General features: G+C 27.7%; 21 protein-coding genes. 10 read left to right on the plus strand and 11 right to left on the minus strand.

Translation table 11 applies throughout. The features are described 5' to 3' along the window. Positions 1–7 precede the first annotated feature (7 nt). The 5 genes from AMYT_RS11905 to murI form a co-directional block, all read right to left on the minus strand. Entirely contained in the window at positions 8–550 is a 543-nt protein-coding gene (locus tag AMYT_RS11905) for a hydrolase (protein ID WP_114843197.1), read from the minus strand. 28 nt (positions 551–578) lie between these two features. After that, a complete protein-coding gene (gene hemC / locus AMYT_RS11910; RefSeq protein WP_114842744.1) occupies positions 579–1,517 on the minus strand; it encodes a hydroxymethylbilane synthase in 939 nt (312 codons plus the stop codon). A gap of 3 nt (positions 1,518–1,520) precedes the next feature. Then, on the minus strand, positions 1,521–2,357 hold the full coding sequence (locus AMYT_RS11915; RefSeq protein ID WP_114842745.1) for a DsbA family protein: 837 nt from the start codon (positions 2,355–2,357) through the stop codon (positions 1,521–1,523). 69 nt (positions 2,358–2,426) lie between these two features. Then, a complete protein-coding gene (locus AMYT_RS11920) occupies positions 2,427–4,502 on the minus strand; it encodes a DNA polymerase III subunit gamma/tau (protein WP_114842746.1) in 2,076 nt (691 codons plus the stop codon). Continuing rightward, the gene (gene murI / locus AMYT_RS11925) at positions 4,499–5,296 is read right to left on the minus strand and encodes a glutamate racemase (protein WP_114842747.1); all 798 of its coding nucleotides are present in this window, start codon (positions 5,294–5,296) and stop codon (positions 4,499–4,501) included. Before murI ends, AMYT_RS11920 begins: the two co-directional genes overlap by 4 nt. A 96-nt stretch (positions 5,297–5,392) precedes the next feature. On the opposite strand from murI, the gene AMYT_RS11930 reads away from it, so the two are divergent. Beyond that, complete coding sequence (locus AMYT_RS11930) at positions 5,393–6,052, plus strand: uracil-DNA glycosylase family protein (protein ID WP_114842748.1); 660 nt, start codon at positions 5,393–5,395, stop codon at positions 6,050–6,052. Positions 6,053–6,285: 233 nt separating this feature from the next. On the opposite strand, the gene rho is transcribed toward AMYT_RS11930, so the two are convergent. Together rho and AMYT_RS11940 are read right to left on the minus strand one after the other, a co-directional pair. Beyond that, on the minus strand, positions 6,286–7,641 hold the full coding sequence (gene rho / locus AMYT_RS11935; protein WP_162919506.1) for a transcription termination factor Rho: 1,356 nt from the start codon (positions 7,639–7,641) through the stop codon (positions 6,286–6,288). Between the two features lie 165 nt (positions 7,642–7,806). After that, positions 7,807–8,403, minus strand: coding sequence for a peroxiredoxin (locus AMYT_RS11940; RefSeq protein ID WP_114842749.1), 597 nt, complete (start codon positions 8,401–8,403; stop codon positions 7,807–7,809). A gap of 136 nt (positions 8,404–8,539) precedes the next feature. On the opposite strand from AMYT_RS11940, the gene metK reads away from it, so the two are divergent. From metK to AMYT_RS11980, 8 genes are all read left to right on the plus strand, one after another. Beyond that, the gene (gene metK / locus AMYT_RS11945; RefSeq protein WP_114842750.1) at positions 8,540–9,697 is read left to right on the plus strand and encodes a methionine adenosyltransferase; all 1,158 of its coding nucleotides are present in this window, start codon (positions 8,540–8,542) and stop codon (positions 9,695–9,697) included. A gap of 101 nt (positions 9,698–9,798) precedes the next feature. Beyond that, positions 9,799–10,074 carry an NADH-quinone oxidoreductase subunit I gene (locus AMYT_RS11950; RefSeq protein ID WP_114842751.1) on the plus strand — a complete coding sequence of 92 codons (276 nt, stop codon included), beginning with the start codon at positions 9,799–9,801 and terminating at the stop codon, positions 10,072–10,074. A 119-nt stretch (positions 10,075–10,193) separates the two neighbouring features. Then, positions 10,194–10,607, plus strand: a complete 414-nt coding sequence (ndk, locus tag AMYT_RS11955) for a nucleoside-diphosphate kinase (RefSeq protein ID WP_114842752.1) — start codon at positions 10,194–10,196, stop codon at positions 10,605–10,607. 10 nt (positions 10,608–10,617) lie between these two features. Further along, on the plus strand, positions 10,618–10,995 hold the full coding sequence (locus AMYT_RS11960; protein ID WP_114842753.1) for a DUF177 domain-containing protein: 378 nt from the start codon (positions 10,618–10,620) through the stop codon (positions 10,993–10,995). Between the two features lie 11 nt (positions 10,996–11,006). After that, positions 11,007–11,159: a 50S ribosomal protein L32 gene (gene rpmF / locus AMYT_RS11965; RefSeq protein WP_114842754.1), complete on the plus strand. Its 153-nt coding sequence runs from the start codon at positions 11,007–11,009 to the stop codon at positions 11,157–11,159. Further along, positions 11,159–12,151 carry a phosphate acyltransferase PlsX gene (gene plsX, locus AMYT_RS11970; RefSeq protein ID WP_114842755.1) on the plus strand — a complete coding sequence of 331 codons (993 nt, stop codon included), beginning with the start codon at positions 11,159–11,161 and terminating at the stop codon, positions 12,149–12,151. The genes rpmF and plsX overlap by 1 nt, the downstream gene beginning before the upstream one ends. Positions 12,152–12,166: 15 nt before the next feature. Continuing rightward, positions 12,167–13,165 (plus strand): beta-ketoacyl-ACP synthase III, encoded by a 999-nt coding sequence (locus tag AMYT_RS11975; RefSeq protein WP_114842756.1) that lies wholly within the window; start codon positions 12,167–12,169, stop codon positions 13,163–13,165. A gap of 98 nt (positions 13,166–13,263) precedes the next feature. Continuing rightward, complete coding sequence (locus tag AMYT_RS11980; RefSeq protein WP_114843199.1) at positions 13,264–13,620, plus strand: hypothetical protein; 357 nt, start codon at positions 13,264–13,266, stop codon at positions 13,618–13,620. Here AMYT_RS11980 and AMYT_RS11985 read toward each other — a convergent pair. From AMYT_RS11985 to AMYT_RS11995, 3 genes are read right to left on the minus strand one after another with little or no spacing between them, the layout of a single operon-like run. Next, on the minus strand, positions 13,615–13,935 hold the full coding sequence (locus AMYT_RS11985; RefSeq protein ID WP_114842757.1) for a branched-chain amino acid transporter permease: 321 nt from the start codon (positions 13,933–13,935) through the stop codon (positions 13,615–13,617). The two genes, AMYT_RS11980 and AMYT_RS11985, sit on opposite strands and share 6 nt — an antisense overlap. Further along, the gene (locus AMYT_RS11990; RefSeq protein ID WP_114842758.1) at positions 13,932–14,615 is read right to left on the minus strand and encodes an AzlC family ABC transporter permease; all 684 of its coding nucleotides are present in this window, start codon (positions 14,613–14,615) and stop codon (positions 13,932–13,934) included. The genes AMYT_RS11985 and AMYT_RS11990 overlap by 4 nt, the downstream gene beginning before the upstream one ends. Further along, positions 14,615–15,055, minus strand: a complete 441-nt coding sequence (locus tag AMYT_RS11995; RefSeq protein WP_114842759.1) for a hypothetical protein — start codon at positions 15,053–15,055, stop codon at positions 14,615–14,617. The genes AMYT_RS11990 and AMYT_RS11995 overlap by 1 nt, the downstream gene beginning before the upstream one ends. Positions 15,056–15,099: 44 nt before the next feature. On the opposite strand from AMYT_RS11995, the gene AMYT_RS12000 reads away from it, so the two are divergent. Beyond that, positions 15,100–15,741 (plus strand): transglutaminase-like cysteine peptidase, encoded by a 642-nt coding sequence (locus tag AMYT_RS12000; RefSeq protein ID WP_114842760.1) that lies wholly within the window; start codon positions 15,100–15,102, stop codon positions 15,739–15,741. Here AMYT_RS12000 and AMYT_RS12005 read toward each other — a convergent pair. Continuing rightward, positions 15,723–16,289 (minus strand): aminotransferase class IV, encoded by a 567-nt coding sequence (locus AMYT_RS12005; protein ID WP_114842761.1) that lies wholly within the window; start codon positions 16,287–16,289, stop codon positions 15,723–15,725. The two genes, AMYT_RS12000 and AMYT_RS12005, sit on opposite strands and share 19 nt — an antisense overlap. Position 16,290: the final 1 nt, after the last annotated feature.

Consider the following 16,290-nt stretch of genomic DNA (forward strand, 5'->3'; position numbering starts at 1 on the left):
TTAGCTATTATTTTACTAGCTGAGAAATTTCTTTAAATACAGGATGTTTAGCATTTACTGTAAGTTCAAATAATAATGACTCATAAGTAGTTGGGATTACTCCTGCTTGAACTAATCTATCTATTGCTACTTTAGTATCATTTTCTTTTCTAGAACTAACACAATCAGTAACAAGTACAGGTTGTAATCCAGCTTCAAGTAAATCTATACAAGTTTGAAGTACACAAACATGAGTTTCAATACCTGCAACTATTACAAATTTTCTTTTTAAATCTTTAATAGCATCTAAAGTTGGTTCATTTTTACAACAAGAAAAAGTTGTTTTTTCAAAATGAGGATACTCATCTACTAGCTCTTTTAAACTAGGAATTGTTTCCCCTATTCCTTTTTTATATTGTTCATTTATAACAAAAGGTATTTCATGTAATTGAAGTCCTTTTACTAAAATTAAAAGATTTTTTTCTAACTCTTCATTATTTCTTATATGTGGAAAAAGTCTTTCTTGAACATCTACTAAACAAAATAGTGCATCATTTGCATGAATTCTCATTTTAACCCCTCTAATTAAAATTTGACCATTATTTAAATGCAACTGCCTCCGCTCTTTTTAATAATTCAGTTGCACCTTTTTTTATAAAAGCCTGTGCTAAATTTTGCCCTATTGTTTCAAAATTGTCAATATTTTCTACTATTTCATCACTAATAGTTTCACTTCCGTCCGGCATCCCTACAATTGCTTGAACTTTTATATTTTTTTCATCTAAAATTGTAGCTTTTACACCTATTGGAACTTGACAACCACCTTGTAAAGTATCTACAAATCCTCTTTCAATAGTTGATTCAATATGTGCATTTCTATCATTTAAAACTGATACTAATTTAATTATCTCTTCATTAGTAGTTGTCTCTATTCCTAAAGTTGCTTGTCCCATTGAAGGTATCATAGTATCTGTATCAATAGGAGTAAAATATTTTACTTCATTTTCAATTTTTAATTTTTGAACACCAGTTGCAGCTAAGATAATAGCATCATACTCACCTGCATTTAATTTTGCAATTCTTGTATTAATATTACCTCTTAAATCTTTTAGTTGAATATCTGGTCTTAAAAGTTTAATAGCCATTCTTCTTCTTAGACTTGTTGTTCCTATAACTGCACCTTGTGGTAATTCTTCTATTGTTTGATATTTATTACTTAATAAAGCATCTCTTGGGTCAAATCTTTTTGTAACTGCCGCTAAAGTTAGTCCATCTTCAAATTGAGTTGGTACATCTTTTAATGAATGAACAGCCAAATGAGCTTCACCATTTAACATAGCAACCTCTAACTCTTTTGTAAATAACCCTTTTCCACCAATTTTTGCTAAAGGAACATCTAAAATTTTATCTCCTTTAGTTACAAACTCCTGTAATTGAATTTCTAAATGAGGATAATGTTTTTGAAGTTCTGCTTTTACATATTCACTTTGCCATAGTGCCAATTGGCTTCTTCTTGTTGCTATTACTAATTTTTTCATCTATTATTTTCCTAATTCTTCATATTTTAATTTTGATTTATCTTGTTCACCATTAATAAATATAGTTGGAGTTCCTTGAACCATAACCTCTTCACCCATAGCTACATCTTCAAAAATCTCTTCTCGAAGTTTTTTATCTTCTAACTCTTCAAGTTTAATATCTGTTTTTATTAACTTATTAAAAGCTTCAAGAATTTTTTCTTTACTAGTCTCTTTTGAATCAAAAAAAGGCTCAAAATCAGCTTGATAAACTTTTAATTCTATATCTTTTACGCCTTTATTTTTTGCAATAACCATAGCTTTTGTAATAGTTTCTGCAGCTGGATGTATTCTTAAAAGAGGGAAATGATAATAATACAATGCTATTTTATTCTTGTGCTCTTTTACAAATTTAATAACTTCAGGAACATAATCTATACAAAAAGGACATAAAGGATCAGAGAAAATTACAATTTTATCTTTTGCATTTTCATTTCCAGCAATAAGTCTTTTTTTATCATAATATTTAGAAGTTAAAGTAGGAGTCATTATATCTTTTAATGATTTTCCTGTATTTATATCTAAAAGTTCAGGAGCAATAAAAGTTCCATTTGAAAATAAAACATCTTTAGCTTTTATACTTTTATCAGCAATTTTTGCTTCCACATCTATAATATAACCATACCAATTTTCAAGTGAAAGTTTTTTCTTTAAATTAATTGATAATTTTTCTACTTTTACTCTATCATTTTTTGAAAATCTATCTTTTTCAAAATTTAAAACTTTTTCATCAATATTATTTGCATATATACTACTAATTAGCAATGTACTTGCAAGTAGTGTTTTTGAAATAAAAGACATCAATATCTCCTTATAAAAATTAGATTATTATAATAAAAGGCAACTTAAATACTTTGTCACCTTAATTTCTTATGTTTTTGTTTTTACAGTTATTTTTCTAATATCAAAAAGTTCTTTTGCTTTATTTAACATTTTTGAATTTAAAATATCATTTATTTGTAATTCTTGTTGTGCAGGAGTAGGATTACTATTATTATACATACTAGCAACACAACCTGAACCTCCTACTAAATTCTCTTCAATATTTTCAGGTTCAGTTGATGTTATTTCTTGAATTTCTTCTTTTTCTTGAACTTTTTCTAGCTCAATTTTTTTTTTTGATGGCTCTTCTGAGTCATCTTTAATAAAATCAAGTTCTATATCACTTCCAAAAACATCATAAATAAATGTTTTTAAAAGTCCAAAGTGCTTAAATAAAAATTTTCTTTCTTCACCTTGGGCATAAGAGATAATTTGTAATTTTTTATTTTCATAACTTTTATATACAAAGTTATCTTCAAAACACTCCCCAAGCTTAATATCTCTATCATAAACTTTATTGATAACCTTTTCATACATATTAAAATATGCATCATCTTCTTTTTTTAAATTTTCATTTATAGCTTCATCTAAAGCATCAACTTGCTCTTCTTCAAAAGGATTAGCTTTTTTTATTGTATCTTCAACTTTTTCATAAAAATTCTCAAGACTTTTTGAAGTATCTTCTACTTTTGCAGGCTCTTGATTTGATGTTTTTTCAAAGTCAAATGAATTAAACTCTTCATCAAAAGGAGTGATAAATTCTACTGCATCTACAACTTCTAAAGGAAGAGTATTATTACTAAGAACTTCATCATATACATTTGGTTCATCAATTACTGTTTCATATTCATCATATGTAATAGAACTCTCTTCTACTTTTTCATTTAAATTAAAATTTTCTTTTGTCTGTTCTAATCTGCTTTCAACTATATTTTTTTCACCATCAACTTGTTTTTCATTGGAAATTGTTACCTCATAAATATGATTTTCATCATTTTTAGCATGTTCTACAATTTTTTCTTTTGATATTGCCTCTTTAACAACTGGTTTAACTTCAATTTGCTCAACTTGATTTATAATATCTTGAATTGATTTTAAATTAGTTGCTTCTTGCATTTTTAATAAAGTTAAAATTAAAACAAAACTTCCATCAGAATTTAAAGCTAATAGATGTTTAGCATCACCTAAAATTCTGAAAAATCTATCAAATAATAATAAATCAAATTTAGCATCTTTATCAAGCATTTTTTGTTTTAAATAAATTGTCATTTCATCACAAATTTGAGATACTTCATAGTTTTCTAAACTTTTTACTAAAGAAGTTATATCTTTTCTATTTAATACAATATCAAAAATTTTATCCATTACTTTTGGTTCAATTAAACCTAACATTTCCACAACAGCAATAGTATTTATACTTCCTTTTGAAAAAATAATTGCTTGGTCAAGTAGTGTTAAAGTATCTCTTAAACTTCCTTGTCCACTTCTAGCAAGTATTTCAAGTGCTTCAGTTTCATAATCAATATTTTCTTCATTTAAAATATGAGATAAATGATGAATAACATCAGAATTTGAAATTTTATTAAATCTAAAATGCTGAGTTCTACTTAAAATTGTTGCTGGTAGTTTAAGAGGGTCTGTTGTTGCTAAAATAAATTTTACAAAAGAAGGAGGTTCTTCAAGTGTTTTTAGTAAAGCGTTAAAAGCTTGAGTTGTAAGCATATGAACTTCATCGATTATAAATACTTTAAATCTTGCACTACTTGGTTTATATTTTGTATGCTCAATTAAATCTTTAATATCATCAATCCCTCTATTACTTGCAGCATCCATTTCTATAATATCAAGATGTCTATTTGCATTTGCACTTTGACAATTTTCACAAACTTCACAAGGTTTTGAAGTTGGTCCATTTGAACAAAGAAAAGCTTTTGCCATAATTCTAGCAGTACTTGTTTTTCCACTACCTCTTAATCCACTAAATAAATAAGCGTGTGATAACCTATTTGAGTCTAAAGCAAGTGATAAAGTTTGTGAAATTGTACTTTGTCCAACTAAATCTTCAAATCTTCTTGGTCTATATTTTAATGCTAAAACCTTTTTTTCAATATTTGTATTACTCATATTTCACACTTCCTTACTTTTATTTCATCTTTGTTTTTACTATCTTTAAAAATCTCTTTTATCATTATTTCGTTTATTGTTCCTGTGTAATAAATTGATATTTTTAGAGGGTCAATTTTACAATGACCTTTTTCTTTACATAATTGATTTAATCTTTTTGCAATTGCAGGACCAGTTTCTATTAAATTTATCTGCTCACACATAATCTCTTTTATACTTTCTTGAACTAAAGGATAATGTGTACAACCTAAAACTATAGTATCTACTTTATTTTCTTTCATTGGAGTAAGCCATACTCTAAGCATATCTTTAGTAGTTTCACTAAAAATTTCACCTTTTTCAATTTGCTCAACTAAACCAGGACAAGCTTGCTCAAATAAAGTAATCTCTTTATCTTTTGATAATTCATCTACTAAAGCTTGATACTTTTCACCTCTTAAAGTTACATTTGTTGCCATAACTCCAACTTTTAAAGTTTTTGTTATTTGTATTGCTGGTTTTATTCCAGGTTCTGTTCCAATAACTATTAAAGAAGGATAATTTAATCTTAAATACTTAATTGCAGCAGAAGTTGCTGTATTACAAGCTACTATAAGTGCCTCAATATTATGAGTTTTAATTAAATAATCTGTAAGTTCTATACATCTATTTAGTATTTCTTCATGGGTTTTAATACCATATGGAGCATATGCTGTATCAGCTATATATAAAATATCAGCACCTTTAAAAACTTCATTTATAGCTTTTACAACAGTTAATCCTCCAAGCCCCGAATCAAATGCCCCTATCTTCAACTTTTGCCTTATATCAAATTTAGATGATTATAACAAAAGTTTGATAATCACTTTGTTAAAATAAAAAAATATGAAATCCAAATTAAAAGGCTATTTTTGTTTTTTCATTTTCATCCTTTTAAACCTTTTATTTTTAACGATACAAAATATCTAATTATTGGAACTTTACCACCACCTAGATTTTGTACTAAAAATTTAAAAAAAAATGATGTGGACTTTTGTTATGGTTCACAAGATAATTTACTTTGGCAAGTTTTAGATAAAATTTATAAATTAAATCTTTTATATGATAACTCAAAAGAAGCAATAAAGCAAAGAAAAGAGTTTTTAATTAAAAAAAATATTGGTATTTGTGATATTGTTGAGTCTTGTTTTAGAGAAAAAATAGATGCAAGTGATTTGGGAATGAAAGATATAAAATTAAGAGATATTTTAAAATATTTAAATAAGTATAAAAATATACAAAAGATAATTTTTACAGGTAAAAATAGTAAAAACTCTCCCGAATATTTTTTTAGAAAAACTATTTTAAATAATTATAAATTAGAAGAAATAAAAAACTCAAAAATTAGAACTCATAAACTTATTTTTAATAATAGACAAATTCTTGTATATAGTTTAACTTCTCCTTCAAATGCTGCAAATCGCTCAATTGGTACAAATAAAGATTTTAAAGAAAAAAAGTTAAAAAATCCAAATTATAAACCTTTTGATTTTAGATATGAGGAGTATAAACTAGCTTTTTTAAATAGTTAATTTACTTCTAATTAAATTTTCTCTACAATTTCTTTTAAGATTGAATGACTATTCATTTATATAAAAAAGGGAAGGTTATGTTTATTACAGAAATAGTATTGTTCATTATATTTGGACTTGTTGCATTTGCAGGTTTTAGTTGGATTGTAGGTCTTTTTGTAAAAGAAAAATAAATTTTAATTTATAATAAAAAAGCAAAATTTCTGCTAATAGCAGAAATTTTAAGCTTTTATCTATTCATTCATTGAAGCAAAGAACTCTTCATTATCTTTTGTTTTTTGCATTTTTGAATATAAAAATTTAAGTGCTTCAACTTCATCCATTTGAGAAATTGCATTTCTTAAAATCCATGTTTTTTGTAGAACTTCAGGAGTTAATAATAACTCTTCTTTTCTAGTTCCTGATTTAACAATATCAAGTGCAGGATAAACTCTTCTATTTGCAGCATTTCTACTTAATACAACTTCTGAGTTACCAGTTCCTTTAAACTCTTCAAAAATAACTTCATCCATTTTTGAACCAGTCTCAATAAGTGCAGTAGAGATAATAGTAAGGCTTCCACCTTCTTCAATATTTCTTGCAGCTCCAAAAAATCTCTTTGGTTTATGAAGAGCATTTGCATCAACCCCACCTGAAAGAACTTTTCCAGAACTTGGTGTTACAGTATTATATGCTCTTGCTAATCTTGTAATTGAATCTAAAAGAATAACAACATCTTTTTTCATCTCAACAAGTCTTTTTGCTTTTTCAATAACTATTTCAGCAACTCTTACATGATTGTGTGCAGGTAAGTCAAAAGTTGAAGAATAAACTTCTCCTTTTACACTTCTTTGCATATCAGTAACCTCTTCGGGTCTTTCATCTATTAATAGAACCATTAAGTGTGTTTCAGGATGATTTCTTGCAATACCATGAGCTAACTCTTTAAGTAGTTCAGTTTTACCTGTTTTAGGAGGTGCAACAATAAGTCCCCTTTGACCTTTACCCATAGGAGCAAATAAGTCAAGTATTCTTCCAGTCATTTTTGAAGAATCATATTCAAATTTAAATCTCTTTGTAGAATATAAAGGAGTTAAGTTATCAAATAGTGGTCTATTTTTTGATTCATTTACAGGTAGATAATTTATTGCTTCAATTTTTAATAAAGCATAATATTTTTCGCTCTCCTTATTTGGAGGCCTAACCTGCCCTGTTACAATATCACCTGTTCTTAAAGCAAATTTTCTAATTTGTGTTGCGGATACATAAGAATCACTTGAAGTATCTGAAAAGTTTCCATCAATTGCCCTTAAGAAACCAAAACCACCCTCTTTTATTTCTAAAATACCTGTAAATAAGACGAATCCGCCTGCATCAATTTGATTTTTTAAAATAGAGAATACTAAGTCTTGTCTTTTAAGCTCTTGCGGATTTTCTACTTTAAGTTCTTTTGCAATTTTTAATAAATCTTCGAGAGGATATTCTCTTAATTTTTCTATCGTATGCCCTTCAACGGGAATATGTGTCCTTGCTTTTTTGCTAGCACTAGCACACGCTGTTGCTGCTTTCGAGCTTTTTGTTGTTTTTGATTGAGTATTTGACTCTTCCATAAGTTTATTTAACCTTTTAAATTCGATATACATAAAGTTATGTAGTTTTTGAAGTTTAGTTTAAAATTTTAAGTTGTGTAATTGTAGTCTTTATTTAAAAAAAAGTCAATTAAATAAAAGAGACACCATTTTATGGTGTCTCCAAAGGTTGCTATAAAGGAAATATTATAAATCACCTTCGTGTTTTGCTAAATATTCAGCAACACCTTCAGTTGAAGCTTTCATACCTTCATCACCTTTATTCCATCCAGCAGGACAAACTTCACCATGTTCATTAGTAAATAACATTGTGTCTACCATTCTAATCATTTCATCAATATTTCTTCCTAATGGTAAGTCATTGATTACTGCATGTCTTACAGTTCCATCTTTGTCAATTAAAAAAGATCCTCTTAAAGCAACTGAATCACCAAATAATACATCATAATCTCTAGAGATTTGTTTAGAAAGGTCTGCCACTAATGGATATTTAACTCTTCCAATTCCACCTTGCTCAACAGGAGTTTCTCTCCATGCAAAGTGAGAAAATTGAGAATCAACAGAAACACCAATTACAGATACACCTCTTGATTCAAATTCTTCAATTCTTTTAGAGAAAGCGATAATTTCTGATGGGCATACAAATGTAAAATCTAATGGATAAAAGAATAATACTGCACCATTCTCACCTATATTATTATATAAGTTAAAATCCTCTACAATTTGTCCATCTGCTAAAACAGCTGTTGCTGTGAAATCTGGAGCTTTTTTAGTTACTAACATGTGATTTCCTTTTCAATTAAATTAAGTTGCGTAATTATATAATAAAAATCTAAAAGAAACCATTACATTTTAGTTACATTCTAAATTTAAGAAAAATCTTACTTTATAATAAAATTTTTCCACAAAAGGGTATTTTATGACTAACAAATATATATTTACAAGTGAGTCAGTAACAGAAGGACATCCAGATAAAATAGCAGATCAAATTTCAGATGCAATTTTAGATTATATAATTGAAAATGATAAAAATGCTAGAGTTGCTTGTGAAACTCTACTAACAAATGGATTATGTTTAATTGCAGGGGAAGTAAAAACTTCTACTTATGCTCCTATTCAAGATATTGCAAGAGAAGTTATAAGACAAATAGGATATACAGACTCTTCTTATGGGCTTGATTATAGAAGTGTTGGTATTTTAAATGCCATTGGAGAACAAAGTGTTGATATTTCAATGGGAGTTGATAAAAGTACGGAAGATATTGGAGCAGGTGATCAAGGAATTATGTTTGGATATGCTTGCAATGAAACTAAAGAATTTATGCCTTTACCTATTTTATTAGCACATAAATTAACACAAAGATTAACACAAGTAAGAAAAGAAGGCATACTTCCTTATTTAAGACCAGATGGAAAAGCTCAAGTTAGTGTTGAATATATAGAAGGTAAACCCTCAAAAATTACAACAATTGTAATTTCAGCTCAACACTCTGATACTATTTCTATGAAACTATTAAAAGAAGATATTATAGAAGAGGTTATAAAAGAAGTAATACCAAAAAAGCTATTAAGTGAAAATGTGGTTTTTCATATAAATCCAACTGGAAGATTTGTAATAGGTGGTCCACAAGCAGATGCAGGACTTACAGGAAGAAAGATTATAGTTGATACATATGGAGGAAGTTGTCCCCATGGAGGAGGAGCCTTTTCAGGAAAAGATCCAACAAAAGTTGATAGAAGTGCTTCATATATGGCAAGATATATAGCAAAAAACTTTGTAGCTTCTGGGGCTTGTGAAAAGATGATGATTCAACTATCATATGCCATTTCTGTTAGTGAACCAATTTCTATAATGATAGATACTTTTAATACAAATAAAGTAGCAGAAGAGAAAATCTTACAAGCAATTAAATCAATTTTTAATTTAACTCCAGCAGGAATAATAAAACAATTAGATTTATTAAAACCTATATATAAAAAAAGTGCAACTTATGGACATTTTGGAAGAGAAGAAGAAGAATTTTCTTGGGAAAAATGCGATAAAATCGAGGATATTAGAAATTTTCTATCTATATAAATAAGCTTTAATTATATCTGTGTAATTGATAATAAGCCAAATTTAATTATATATTTATTTATAGTGTGATAAAGTTTCTTAAAATTTTCCAAGGAGATAATATGGCAGTTAAAATTACTGACATCTGTATTAGTTGTGATGCTTGTTTAGATGAGTGTCCAGTAGAAGCTATCGTTGATAATGATGAGAATCCAACAGGTGAAGATATTTATTACGTATATGCTGACAAATGTGTTGAATGTGTAGGACACCATGATTCTCCTGCATGTGCTGATGCATGTCCTACAGAGGGATGTATTGTTTGGGACGAGCCAGGTGTAGGTTCTGTTGAAAGTCCAGACAGAGGGGAAGCAGGTAGTCCTGTAGTAGAAGACTAATTATCTAGTTTTATACAAATTTTTAATAAAAAGGCAAGTAGATTTTAATTCTACTTGCCTTTTTTTAATTTTTTAGGTATAATCCGCGACTTAATAAAATTAGTAGAGGAATATACTTAATGGAACAAACATTATCAATCATCAAACCTGATGCAGTTGCAAAAAATGTAGTAGGAAAAATCTTAGATAGATTTGAGTCTGCTGGATTAAAAATTGCTGCAACTAAAAAATTACAATTATCAAAAGCTGATGCTGAAGCATTCTATGCAGTACATGCACAAAGACCTTTTTTCAACGATTTAGTTGAATTTATGATTTCTGGTCCAGTTGTTGTTTCTGTTTTAGAAGGTGAAAATGCAATGGCTAAAAATAGAGAATTAATGGGTGCAACTAACCCAAAAGAAGCAGCAGCTGGTACAATTAGAGCTGATTTTGCTGATTCTATTGATGCAAACGCAGTACATGGTTCAGATTCATTAGAAAATGCAGCAAACGAAATTAAATTTTTCTTTTCAGATAGAGAAATTTGCTAAGAATTAATCTATGAAAATTGAATTTAGAAAAGTACCTACAACTCCAAAAGAGTTTATTAATGATTTTGCTTCAGTAAAATTAGAGGGGACTTTTTGTAAAATTTCGCCAACTCTAATCAAAATTGATGCGTCATTGACAGGAGAAACTACTGTTCAATGTATAAGATGTGGTGAAGAAGAGAATATAAGCTTAGATGAAAAACTAGATTTTTTATTAAGTGATGGAATTTTTAAAGGTAACGAATCAGAAGATTTGGTTATCGAAATAGAAAATGGTATAATAGATTTTGATGATATTTGTGAAAGTGAACTTTCATCAATAAAAAGTGATTACCATATATGTAACAGTTGTTTAAAAAACAACGAAGAAATTGAAAAAGAATTTTAAGGAGATAAACTATGGCAGTACCTAAGAGAAGAGTGTCTCATTCTAGATCAGCTAAAAGAAGAACTCATTATAAAGTGGCTTTAAAAAGACCTATTAAAGATAGTGATGGAACTTGGAAAATGCCTCATACTGTTAACCCTACTACGGGTGAATACAAAAGCTAATGATTAAAATAGCAATTGATGCGATGGGTGGGGACTTCGGTCCAGAACCCATTGTTGATGGACTTGTTGCTGCATTAAAAAGCAACACTAACTTTACAGCTATAGCTGTAGGTAAAAAAGAAGAACTACTAAACCTTATACCTAATAACTTTTTAAGCAGAATAGAAATTTTAGATGCATCTGATGTAATTTCTATGAGCGATAGTGCAACTGATGCACTAAAAAGAAAAGAATCTACAATATATAAAGCAATTGATTTAGTTAAAGAAGGAAAAGCAGATGCTATTGTTTCTGCTGGTCACTCTGGTGCTTCAATGTCACTTGCCACACTTAGAATTGGAAGAATTAAAGGTATTTCAAGACCTGCAATTGCAACACTTATGCCAACTAGCGAAAATCAAAATACTTTAGTATTAGATGTTGGTGCTAATGTTGATTGTGATGCAAAAAATCTTTTTGAATTTGCTGTAATGGGACAAGTTTATGCACAAGATGTATTAAAACTTGACGAGCCAATTATTGGACTATTAAGTAATGGTGAAGAAGAAAGTAAAGGTAATGAAGTTACAAAAGAAGCATATCAGCTTATAAAAAGACTTCCAAATTTTGGTGGAAATGTAGAAGGAAATGATATATTTAAAGGTTCGGTAGATGTTGTTGTTTGTGATGGTTTTATAGGTAATATTTTACTTAAAACAGCTGAAGGTGTAGCTGATACTATCGGAACAATTATAAAGAAAAATCTAAAACGTTCACTTATTTCTATTGCTGGTGCAGTTTTAATGAGAAAAGTTTTCAAAAACTTAAAAGTAAGAGTAGATTATGCTGAATATGGTGGAGCACCACTTTTAGGTGTAAAAGCTCCTGTTATTATTGCACATGGTAAATCAAATGCAAAAGCAGTTAAAAATGCAATTTTTCAAGCAATTACAGCAGCAAGTTCTAACCTTAACCAAAATATAGAAGATAGAATAAATAAGTATAAACAATAAGTAAGGATTGTGTGTATGGCTTACGCAGCATTTAGGTCAATTGGTGCTTATATTCCACCAAAAATAATGACAAACCAAGATTTTGAGAAAATCATTGATACTAGTGATGAATGGATCACTAAAAGAACAGGAATAAAAGAAAGAAGAATTTCTGAAGAAAATGAAGCTTCTTCTGATTTAGGAGCAAAAGCTGCTCAAGTTGCAATAACTAGAGCAGGAATAGCTAAAGAAGATATAGATTTAGTAATTTGTGCAACAGTTACGCCAGATTATTTGTGTATGCCTTCAACAGCTTGTCTTATTGCATCAAAATTAAATCTACCTCCTGTAATGGCATATGATATTAGTGCTGCTTGTACAGGTTTTGTTTATGCATTATCTGTTGCAAAAGCATTTATTGAATCTGGTATGAAAAAAAATGTTCTAATAATTGGGGCTGAGACATACACTTCTATTTTAGACTATACAGATAGAACTACATGTTTTATTTTCGGAGATGGAGCAGGTGCTGCTATTATCTCTGCTACTGATAATAAAGATGAAGCAATTATAGATATTAACTGTTCAAGTGATGGTAACTATGATGATTTAATTAAAACTCCTGGTGGAGGAAGTAAACATCCTTGTTCACAAGAAGTTTTAGATAATAAAATGGCTTGTATTAAAATGAAAGGTAATGAAACTTTCAAACTTGCAGTTAAAACTTTAACATCAGATGTTAAAGATATGATGATAAAACATAACTTAACAAATGAAGATATTGACCATTTTATTCCACATCAAGCTAATTATAGAATTATTAAAGCAGTTGGTGATGCTTTAGGATTAAATGAAGAACAAACTGTTGTTACAGTTGATAAATATGGAAATACTTCTGCTGCTTCTATTCCAATGGCAATGAACTATGCATTTGAACAAGGTAAAATCAAAAAAGGCGATACAGTTCTTTTTGATGCTTTTGGTGCTGGTTTAACTTGGGGAAGCGCACTATTTAAATTCTCACCTAAAAACTAAAAATAGAGCTTTTTGCTCTATTATCTTTCAATTTGCTATATTTTAAATCATTTTTTTTATTTTTTGTTAAAATTCCAAAAAAACTTGGAGCAAAGATAATGATACTTGGGAAATGTCCTTATTGTAATGCAAATGTAATCTCAAAAAAAATCACAGCAAGAGGGAAAAATATTAAAGTATATAGCTGTGAAAATGCTAAAAAACAATATGATGAAAGTGAAATATATGTTTTTACTTCGGATTCTACATGTAGATTTAGAGTCTATTCAAATACTTTTTTAAAATGGAATAAAAAAAGTTTTTCAGAACTTGAAATGAAAAAACTTTTAAAAGATGGTCAAACTATTGTAAGACTTCATGGTAAAAAAGGAAGTAGTGAATATTTTAAGTATGTAATACCCCATAAAGAATATGGAGTATCAATACTTTGGGAAGAAGAGATAGAAACTTTATAAATATTGAACTAAAGCCATATAAAAAATTGTTCCACCAAAAATAGAGATAAGATAGTTTTTTATACTTAAATGCAAAAATGCCGTTACACAAATACCAAGCAACTCTTTAAATCCATAAGGATATATTTTAAAATCTATATCTTTTAAGGTATAAACTATAAGTATCATCATAATAACAGGTGGAAAATACTTTTCAATAAATATAATATATAAAGGTGGTTCTTTTTTTATAAAAAATATAAAAGGGAATACCCTTGTAAAGTAGTTTACAACTGCCATAACTAAAATGGCTAAATATATCTCTAAAGAACTCAAGCTTCAACCTTTTTTCTTAAAAAAAACATTAATATCAATGAAGACACAATAGAAACAATTAGCATCTTATCACTAGAAACAAAAATAAGTGCAAAGATAGAAGAGATGGCACCTATTATAAAAGGATAAATATTTTTTAAGTTTTTATATTGTTCTATACATAATACAACAAAAAGAGCAGTTAAAGAAAACTCCAAGCCTGCTGTATTAAACTTTACATAAGAGCCAATTAAAGCCCCACTAGTACATCCAATAATCCAATATAATTGATTTAATAGACCTAAAAATAAATAGTAGTGCTTTTTACTTAAACTCTCATCATCCTTTATTGTAGTTAATAAAGCATATGTTTCATCTGTTAAACCAAAAATTAAAAAAGGTTTAAAATTTCCACTATTTTTAAATCTTTTTAATAAAGATAATCCATAAAAAGATTGTCTAATATTTACAAACCAAGAAGCAATAGCAATATCAATTAATCCAGCTTTTGCATTAAAAAAGTTTATTGCTACAAACTGTAAAGCACCCGCATATATAAATATAGACATAATAGGTGCTAAATACCAAGGATAATTAAAACTTGTTAATAATAAGCCAAAAGCAAATCCTAAAACAATATATCCCATCATAACAGGGATTGAAATAGAAAAAGCTTTTTTTAATTCTTTTTCATATTTCATTATTTAATCAATTTAAGGTTTCTTGGATTGTTTTTAAAATTATTTAAAGATTTTTCTTTTGGTTTTGTATTAAATTTATCTACTGTTGCAATTGGATTTAAGTATAAAATTGAATCATCAATAATTATTTGAAAAATTGAATGTAAAGGAACTTGTACTGTTGAACCAAAATTTTCACTTCCAAATCCTGCTTCAAAAGATAAAATAGTTTCATTTATAATTTTTACAGTTGTATATGTATAATTTGATAAAATATATAAAGAAAATTTAGATAATTGTGATTTTATTGTACTTGGTAATTCAGGATTAAATTCCATCGCCTCTAAATTAGCAGTTATTGAGAATTCTTTATTATTTTTTAGTAAAAAATTTATTATCTCATTTATTTGAGAAGCTACTAAATCTTTATAACTATTCTGTTCTATTATTTCATTTATCATAAGAACTTTATCCTCTTTTTTAAAATAACTTGTTATTATAACTTATGAAACAGATAATTCTACTTATTTTGATAACAATTTCATCTTTACAAGCTAAAAAGGTAACCTTAACAAAAGAGGATTTAGCTCTAATTCAAAAGAAACCTACTAGTTCACAAATTATACATAGACTAATTAATTATAAAAGATTACTAGATACAACTAAAGATTTGGAATTAATAAAAAAGCTTTCTTATGTAAATAGTTTTTACAATAAAATTCTTCCAGTTAATGATGAGGAAAAATATAAAGTTGATGATTATTGGGCTACACCAAAAGAGTTTTTAATTGAAGGTAAAGGTGACTGCGAGGACTATGCTATTGCAAAATATTTTACACTCCTTACTTTGGGAATACCTAAAGATAAATTATATTTAGCAATAGTAAAAGTTAAAAATGCAACTTCATACCATATGGTTTTATTATATATTAAAAACAAAGATTCAATGCCTCTTGTTTTAGATAATTTAAGTTCAAAAGTTATAGAGTTTAATAAACGACCAAAACTTATTCCTAAAGTTATTTTTAATGAAAATAATATTTATATTTTAAAAAATAAAAAAATTTATAAAAAAGCAAATATACAGTGGCAAGGGGAAAATAAATGGGAAAAAATTCTAAAAAGAGTCTATAAAGACAATGAATAATCTTCTATAATATCAAAATCTATCATTGCATTTAAAAGTGCTATTTTAGAAGCTTTTTTTAATATATCAAAAGTTATATCCAACTGTTTTAAAAATCCACTATCTAAATATCTTTGTCTTGTTGTTCCTTGTAATAGAGGTTTTTTGGGAGTAAACCAAATATTATCAACTAAAACTGCAATATTTGAGATTGTAGTATCAGTTAAATACCCCTGTTTAAATATCATTACCTCATCACAACCTTGTTTATCAATATTATCTAAAATTTCTCTATTTAAATACTTTTTTGAATAGGAGATATTATCATTATTTACTATTTTAAAGCTTTTGATTTGTCTTTTTTTATATTCAAAATAATTAATATCTATAATCTCATCTTCATTATAAATAACTTTACATCTTAGAAGTTTATTACTTAAAGGATAGATATATTCACCCAAATCAAAATTTTTAGCTATTGTATTTGCTACTCTTTTATTATGATACTCTAAATTAAAAATTTCATAATCTTCACATTTTATTGTTTCAAAATATACTTTATTTTCCATA

It is taken from the genome of Malaciobacter mytili LMG 24559 (genome assembly GCF_003346775.1).
Taxonomy (GTDB): domain Bacteria; phylum Campylobacterota; class Campylobacteria; order Campylobacterales; family Arcobacteraceae; genus Malaciobacter; species Malaciobacter mytili.

Excerpts from the sequence above, each read along its gene's own strand:
- hemC (WP_114842744.1), bottom strand. The coding sequence starts at position 1,517 with ATGAAAAAATTAGTAATAGCAACAAGAAGAAGCCAATTGGCACTATGG.
- AMYT_RS12005 (WP_114842761.1), bottom strand. The coding sequence starts at position 16,289 with ATGGAAAATAAAGTATATTTTGAAACAATAAAATGTGAAGATTATGAA.
- plsX (WP_114842755.1), top strand. The coding sequence starts at position 11,159 with ATGATTAAAATAGCAATTGATGCGATGGGTGGGGACTTCGGTCCAGAA.
- AMYT_RS11960 (WP_114842753.1), top strand. The coding sequence starts at position 10,618 with ATGAAAATTGAATTTAGAAAAGTACCTACAACTCCAAAAGAGTTTATT.
- AMYT_RS11920 (WP_114842746.1), bottom strand. The coding sequence starts at position 4,502 with ATGAGTAATACAAATATTGAAAAAAAGGTTTTAGCATTAAAATATAGA.
- AMYT_RS11950 (WP_114842751.1), top strand. The coding sequence starts at position 9,799 with ATGGCAGTTAAAATTACTGACATCTGTATTAGTTGTGATGCTTGTTTA.
- AMYT_RS11915 (WP_114842745.1), bottom strand. The coding sequence starts at position 2,357 with ATGTCTTTTATTTCAAAAACACTACTTGCAAGTACATTGCTAATTAGT.
- AMYT_RS11980 (WP_114843199.1), top strand. The coding sequence starts at position 13,264 with ATGATACTTGGGAAATGTCCTTATTGTAATGCAAATGTAATCTCAAAA.
- AMYT_RS11995 (WP_114842759.1), bottom strand. The coding sequence starts at position 15,055 with ATGATAAATGAAATAATAGAACAGAATAGTTATAAAGATTTAGTAGCT.
- AMYT_RS11905 (WP_114843197.1), bottom strand. The coding sequence starts at position 550 with ATGAGAATTCATGCAAATGATGCACTATTTTGTTTAGTAGATGTTCAA.
- AMYT_RS11990 (WP_114842758.1), bottom strand. The coding sequence starts at position 14,615 with ATGAAATATGAAAAAGAATTAAAAAAAGCTTTTTCTATTTCAATCCCT.
- AMYT_RS11975 (WP_114842756.1), top strand. The coding sequence starts at position 12,167 with ATGGCTTACGCAGCATTTAGGTCAATTGGTGCTTATATTCCACCAAAA.
- metK (WP_114842750.1), top strand. The coding sequence starts at position 8,540 with ATGACTAACAAATATATATTTACAAGTGAGTCAGTAACAGAAGGACAT.
- rpmF (WP_114842754.1), top strand. The coding sequence starts at position 11,007 with ATGGCAGTACCTAAGAGAAGAGTGTCTCATTCTAGATCAGCTAAAAGA.
- AMYT_RS12000 (WP_114842760.1), top strand. The coding sequence starts at position 15,100 with ATGAAACAGATAATTCTACTTATTTTGATAACAATTTCATCTTTACAA.
- AMYT_RS11940 (WP_114842749.1), bottom strand. The coding sequence starts at position 8,403 with ATGTTAGTAACTAAAAAAGCTCCAGATTTCACAGCAACAGCTGTTTTA.
- rho (WP_162919506.1), bottom strand. The coding sequence starts at position 7,641 with ATGGAAGAGTCAAATACTCAATCAAAAACAACAAAAAGCTCGAAAGCA.
- ndk (WP_114842752.1), top strand. The coding sequence starts at position 10,194 with ATGGAACAAACATTATCAATCATCAAACCTGATGCAGTTGCAAAAAAT.